This window comes from Frankia sp. CcWB2, assembly GCF_977927585.1.
On sequence record NZ_CDWRCM010000197.1, the window covers coordinates 1 to 5486 of the forward strand.

The following is a 5486-nucleotide window of genomic DNA, read 5'->3' on the forward strand; positions in this document are numbered from 1 at the left end:
AACGATCGAGGTCAAGGCCACCCGACCAGGCTCAGGCCGGGACGGGGGCGGTCCGGCATGCGTCGATAAAGGTGATCAGTTCATTCACCCGGTCGGACCGGGCGTCGACGGCGCGGTTCACGACCCGGATGAGGTGAGCGTAGGCGTCCGTGTGGTCGTAGTGGGCGACTTCCCTGATCCGCAGTGCCCATCGCCAGTAGCCGCGGATGGTGTCGGCCAGTGGCATCCGGAAGGTCGCAATGACCTCGCGGATTGGCTCCACCACGGCGTCGCCCTCCCGGCGCAGGTACCGCTCGACCACATCCGCCATGAACGCGAAGTGGCGCGACTCGTCGCGGGCGAGTCGGGTGAGGACGTCGGCCAGGACCGGATTGCCGGCCACGGTGCGTAGCTGCTGATAATAGAGCTGCGTCGCCTTCTCCTGCACGAGTGCGTAGGCGAACAACGAGACCGCGTGGTCAAGTGGCAGATCGAATTTCTTGCGGCCCTCGGCCGCCAGTTCCCGACGCAGTTCCTCCGGTTCGGCGATACCGGCGGCGACCTGGTAGCGGAACAGGGCCCGGGCGTGGCTGTCCTCTTCCTGGGCCCACCGTACCGTGAAATGGTAGAGCTCACGGTTATGGATAAAGGTTTCCAGGTCAACGTCGGAGTTGAGCGGGAACGCACGCTCGTAGAGGCCGAAATAGCCGGGGAGATGGTCCTCGATCAGGGTGATGAAGCGGACCGCTGAGCGATGGCCTTCGGTGAGCCGGTCGGCCTCGGCCTCGTCCCACCGGAAGGCCGATTCGACGTCCCACCGGCGGGCGGCGGACCCGGCAGAATGAAACGCGGTGACCGCCGCCGCCAGGTCGGAGGCGGGCAGCAGCGGCGGCAGCACCGGACGGGCAAAAGGGCCGTCGGACCGGGCAGGGCGGCGTTGCCCCGCTTCCGGAGCAGAGGTATATGATATAACGGTGTTCGATACGGTCACGATGATTCTCCTGTTGTCAGACCGCCGCCGTCTCGAGCGCCGCAAGCACGATACGGACGACGTCGTTGATGGAGCTCAGGGTGAAGACGTCCTCATCCTCGATCTCGATATCGTACGTGCGCTCTATGCGGGAGATCATGACCAGGACCTTCACCGAGTCCGCGCCTTCGACGGCCCGCAGGTCGAGGTCGGGAGTGAGCGCGTCGGCTGGCATCCCGAGCTCGCGAGCAAGGATGGCGGTGACAGTACTGACAATCTCGGCGCGGGAGGGTGTCATCATGACTCCTTGAGAAAACCGTGCAGCCCGGGGAGAGACGTCGCCTCGCCCATGACAACGCCCTTGACAAGCGAGATGTAAACGGGATGAACGAGGTCACGCCGGACGTTTTCCAGCCCGAGGTCGGAAACCTTCCACTGGAGGCGCTCGTAGTGCTGGAAAACATCGAAGCTATGGGACTTGTCAGCGGTGGCGGTCGGCATGGATGGACTCCTTCTGAGCTTCCCTCGCAGGCCTTTGCCGCTCTACCATGGGTTGCCTGACCGATCATTATAACCCTGATATCACACGCCAATCGAACCATTCCGATCAGCTATCGCGGAAGCGCTTACCGCCGCCCAGCGTTCACGAGCCCTTCATCGTTCACGAGTCCTTCATCGGACCTGGTAGAACACGGTTGTCACGTACTGGTCGAAATCGTTCACTCGGAGCGTGAGCCGAAGTTGCCATTCACCGGGCAACGGCGCCCGGATCCCGTCGCTCCGCGCATGGCCCGGCGCGGCCAGGCTCAGCGGAACAGTGAAGGGGCCGAGATCGGCGGCCGGCAACGACAACGCCGCACTGGCCTCCACCAGTTTCTGCGGTTTGCCGCTCGGGCCCGTGGCGTGGACGTCCAGGGTCTGGGCGCCCACCCGCGTCGGTGAGACCCGCACCTTCACCGTCATCGGACCCGCGAAGGTGGTGTCGGAGAACGGCGGTGAATAGCTGGTACGTCCCGGTACCATGTTCACCAACCCAGCCGTGATCCCCAGCACGACAGCCCCGGCCACGATTTCCGCCATGACACCCCGCCGCAGCCCGGCAAGCAGAACGGTATCCGGCGAGCGGTCCGGCCGGCCGGCCGGCTGATCTCTGTTCGTTCTGTACTGCCGGCGGACCCACTGCCGCGCCAGAGCGCCGAGAGCGATCATTCCAAGGACCAGCCACACCTTGTACACCAGCAGTCGACCATAGCTGGTATCAATCAGGGCCCGTGGCGGGCCGACCTCACGCCAGCCCTGGAAGACCCCGCTGACCATCACGGCGGCAACGGCCACAACCGCGATCTTCGACCACCGGGGAAGGACCTCCGCCAGCTCGGTGGCCGATGCGCGGCGCACCAGGAAACCGGCAATCATCACCAGACCACCGATCCACACCGACATGGCGATCACATGCACCGTCGTGCTGGTGGTAGCCAGCCAAGCCAGGTCGCCGGCACTGGCATGACCGATCATGGCAAGCGTCACGGCCACCACGACACCGAGACCGGCGAGCTCCCCGTTTCCCCGCAGATCCACCGACCCGGTTCGCAACAGCCGCCGCACGAGAGGCACCATCAAAGCAAGAGCGAGCAGACGGATCAGCAGCAGGTGGCCGAACCGATCCGCCAGGGTGGTCGACAGAACCGACCACTGCCCGAGTCCCCCGAGGCCGAGCCCGGCAGCGTAGGGGCCCTGCAGCAGCAGCTGCGCGAAGGCCGCAAAAACGGATAATCCCCACGCTGCCATCAACAGCCGGCCGGGGCCGGCCGCACGAAGACCTGTCGGCCAGAGCACTATCAGAAAGAAACAGACGCCCAGTAACAGGGCCGTCGCGGCGTATCCGAGAAATCTCGCCACGGCAAAGACGACGCCCACCGTCGAGGAGCCCGATGTGCCGGAGGCCGCCGCGGCGGCGGCCTCCGGCGGCCCGCCCACACCGAAGGCGAGCGCACCGGAAACAGGATGGCTATCCGCCGAGATGACACGCCAGCTCGCCACGTACGTGCCGTTCGGCAGCCCCGGCCGGAGCGCGACCGTCGCCTGCGAGGCCTTGGGACCAGATCCGGCACGATCATCATCGACCCGCCTACCCGCGGAATCGAGCACCCGGATCGAATCGCGCGAGACCCGCACCGACTCGCTGTAGTCAAGGGTTACCCGTGCGGGTGCGACGCCGAGTGCCGCGCCGTCCACGGGGTCGCTACCCGTCAAAAGGGCATGCGCCGACGCCGACGGGACCCCGAGGCCGAGACCGATGGAGGTGGTGGCCATGACCAGGAACGTCACGGCCACCACCAGGATGCGGCGCACGACGGTTAGGCGCGCCGCCGCAAAGAGATCAGCGCGAATCCACCGGCAAGCAACCCGAGTGCGCCAAGGACGAGACCGGCGATCCCCAGGCCACGCGCCGTCCCGTCGGAATCGTCGGAATCGTCGGAGGCCGATGCGGCTTCGTCCGACCGCACCGTGGCCGCGCCATGCCCACCGGACCCCAGGGAGGATGCTGTCAGCGTGAGGACCGGCGCCGGCTTCTCAGGCTCCTGGGCGCCGGGGGCGACGACATCGACCCACCGCACGACCGAACCATCGGAGTAGGTCTGCAACGCCTTGAACACAATGTGGTCGGTGTTTTCGGGCAGCGGCCCGGCGGAGACGGTGAAGGTGTCGAACTCCCCGGGCTTGATCCCGCCATCCCCCTGCGCCGTCCAGGCAATCCTGGTGACGACCTCCTTGACCTCTCCGTCGTCCGTCATGAGCGGCTTCGGCGGAGCCGCCTTGGTGATCTTGTGTGTCCACCCCGCCTTGGGCTGGACCGACACGGACACGATCGGGGTGTCGGTGGGAAGCTGGACGTCCAACCCGGTCGTGGACGCGGTGTCCTTCTCCGTGGGGACCTTGAACGACAAGGTGGCGTAGCTGCCCGCGGCAGCCGTCGGCGGCTGCACCGTGACATGGGCGGACGCCGGTCCGGCCAGGAGGAACATCGCTGCCGCGGCAGTGCCGGCAAGCATGCCGGCACGCCGAACGTTGCGGTACATAAGATCCCTTCGAACGTCCCACGGCGCGTGGGACCACCTGAAGATGCCTTGCCTTGCTCGCGCCGGGGTCGCTCGTCGGGCAGATGAGCCCGCCAGGGGAACTCGTCTACCAGGCTCGCCGTGACGTCAACGCTCACCGTGACGTCAACCCCGGAGAAGGGGAAGCGGGTGGTCCCCGACGCCGTGCGCCACGGCCAAGGGGGCGAGCGTGCGGTCTCGGCGCCCGCTTCCGAAGGTTGATCTTCACGGTGGGTGGGACAGGCGGAACGACGGCAACGGTCACCGGATACAGCAACAGGGCCACAACGGTGCGCGGCTTCAGTCCGGCCGCACACCACACAGCCCGCTCGGAGTGACGAAGCATCAATCCCACACAGCCCACGGCAATGCCGTGGGCCGCCGTCATCGGAACATCCAGGCTCGGACCGCTGGCCAGGTGGGTGTGCGGATGCGCAAGTACGAAGGTGACATGGAGGGCGATCTGCGTCACCCCCAGACCCGCGAGCAGCGCAGCGACTCCTCGCTCGCGGTCCGCGAACCCGAACGCCACCCGGGTGAGGAGGAGGACCGCAACCAGCATGATCCCAGCGGCTGGCCGCGGCCCCCCGCCAGAGACGTGCGCTGCCCAGGCCAGACACACCGAGGACGAGGCGAACACCACGGCTCGGCCCAACCGGGCCGTTCCCCTGTCCACCTCGCACCCTGTTGCCACAACGAGCAAGCTTGCCATGCCCGCCGCGGTCATGGCCACACCCCCGGAACCGTGCGGCTGGGGTTGATGATCTGGGGCGACGACCTCATTCAACCCGAACCGCCACCAGGCAGCCGCGGGCACCGCGATGATCGCCGTGAACACGATGCCCGAGGCCAGAAAGCCCAGGCCCATCCAGCTGGCCGATGCCGATCCACCGCTACGGAGTCTGCCGCCGTCGGGCACTGCCGCCGTCGGGCACTGAGGAATGACGGGCGGCGGATCCCGGGCAGGAAAGCACCTCCAGCCACTCGAAGGCGCCTTCGAGTACTCCGTCTACCGCAGACGCCTACCGCAGACGTCCGACAGGTGGGGTGCTTTCCGTCGTTGGACGGCACCCCACCCTCCGGTCCGCCTCGGCGGCTACGCCGCGGTGAACGGCTGCTGCCCGCCGAACCGCTGCCCGGCCTGTTCCGCCGTGGGCTGCTCCGCCTGGCCCGCGGTGAACGGCTGCTGCCCGCCGAACCGCTGCCCGGCCTGCTCCGCCGTGGGCTGCTCAGCCTGGCCCCCGGCGGCCGGCTGCTCGGCCGCGGCTGGCGCTGGGGCCTGCTCGGCTGCAGCCTGCGCCGCTGCGGTGGGTTGCGCTGCTGGACCGGCGCCTGCGCCCGCCGCAACACCCACCAGCTCGCGTATCCTGCTTTCCACGTACCTGTCGCTGTAGTGCGACCTGTCGGCGATGCGCTGAACAAGGTCGTCGACGCTCGAG

The 5486-nt window shown here is 67.4% G+C and carries 7 protein-coding genes; 1 reads left to right on the plus strand and 6 read right to left on the minus strand.

Annotated elements, in window-relative coordinates; all coding sequences use genetic code 11:
• Window positions 1–31: 31 nt before the first annotated feature.
• The 6 genes from ACY45C_RS17730 to ACY45C_RS17755 form a co-directional block, all read right to left on the minus strand.
• Window positions 32–970 carry an acyl-ACP desaturase gene (locus ACY45C_RS17730; protein ID WP_462188670.1) on the minus strand — a complete coding sequence of 313 codons (939 nt, stop codon included), beginning with the start codon at window positions 968–970 and terminating at the stop codon, window positions 32–34.
• A gap of 16 nt (window positions 971–986) precedes the next feature.
• Window positions 987–1247 carry an acyl carrier protein gene (locus ACY45C_RS17735; protein WP_462188678.1) on the minus strand — a complete coding sequence of 87 codons (261 nt, stop codon included), beginning with the start codon at window positions 1245–1247 and terminating at the stop codon, window positions 987–989.
• The gene (locus ACY45C_RS17740) at window positions 1247–1450 is read right to left on the minus strand and encodes a hypothetical protein (protein WP_462188671.1); all 204 of its coding nucleotides are present in this window, start codon (window positions 1448–1450) and stop codon (window positions 1247–1249) included. The genes ACY45C_RS17735 and ACY45C_RS17740 overlap by 1 nt, the downstream gene beginning before the upstream one ends.
• Before the next feature lie 171 nt (window positions 1451–1621).
• On the minus strand, window positions 1622–3301 hold the full coding sequence (locus ACY45C_RS17745; RefSeq protein WP_462188672.1) for a copper resistance CopC/CopD family protein: 1680 nt from the start codon (window positions 3299–3301) through the stop codon (window positions 1622–1624).
• A gap of 5 nt (window positions 3302–3306) precedes the next feature.
• On the minus strand, window positions 3307–4029 hold the full coding sequence (locus tag ACY45C_RS17750) for a YcnI family copper-binding membrane protein (protein WP_462188673.1): 723 nt from the start codon (window positions 4027–4029) through the stop codon (window positions 3307–3309).
• 133 nt (window positions 4030–4162) lie between these two features.
• Entirely contained in the window at window positions 4163–4915 is a 753-nt protein-coding gene (locus ACY45C_RS17755; protein ID WP_462188674.1) for a hypothetical protein, read from the minus strand.
• 192 nt (window positions 4916–5107) lie between these two features.
• On the opposite strand from ACY45C_RS17755, the gene ACY45C_RS17760 reads away from it, so the two are divergent.
• A partial coding sequence (locus tag ACY45C_RS17760) for a hypothetical protein (RefSeq protein ID WP_462188675.1) occupies window positions 5108–5486 on the plus strand: 379 nt, incomplete at its 3' end.

What these genes read in the sequence shown, in the direction of transcription:
- ACY45C_RS17750 (WP_462188673.1), bottom strand. Translation starts at nt 4,029, where the DNA reads ATGTACCGCAACGTTCGGCGTGCCGGCATGCTTGCCGGCACTGCCGCG.
- ACY45C_RS17735 (WP_462188678.1), bottom strand. Translation starts at nt 1,247, where the DNA reads ATGACACCCTCCCGCGCCGAGATTGTCAGTACTGTCACCGCCATCCTT.
- ACY45C_RS17755 (WP_462188674.1), bottom strand. Translation starts at nt 4,915, where the DNA reads ATGGGCCTGGGCTTTCTGGCCTCGGGCATCGTGTTCACGGCGATCATC.
- ACY45C_RS17740 (WP_462188671.1), bottom strand. Translation starts at nt 1,450, where the DNA reads ATGCCGACCGCCACCGCTGACAAGTCCCATAGCTTCGATGTTTTCCAG.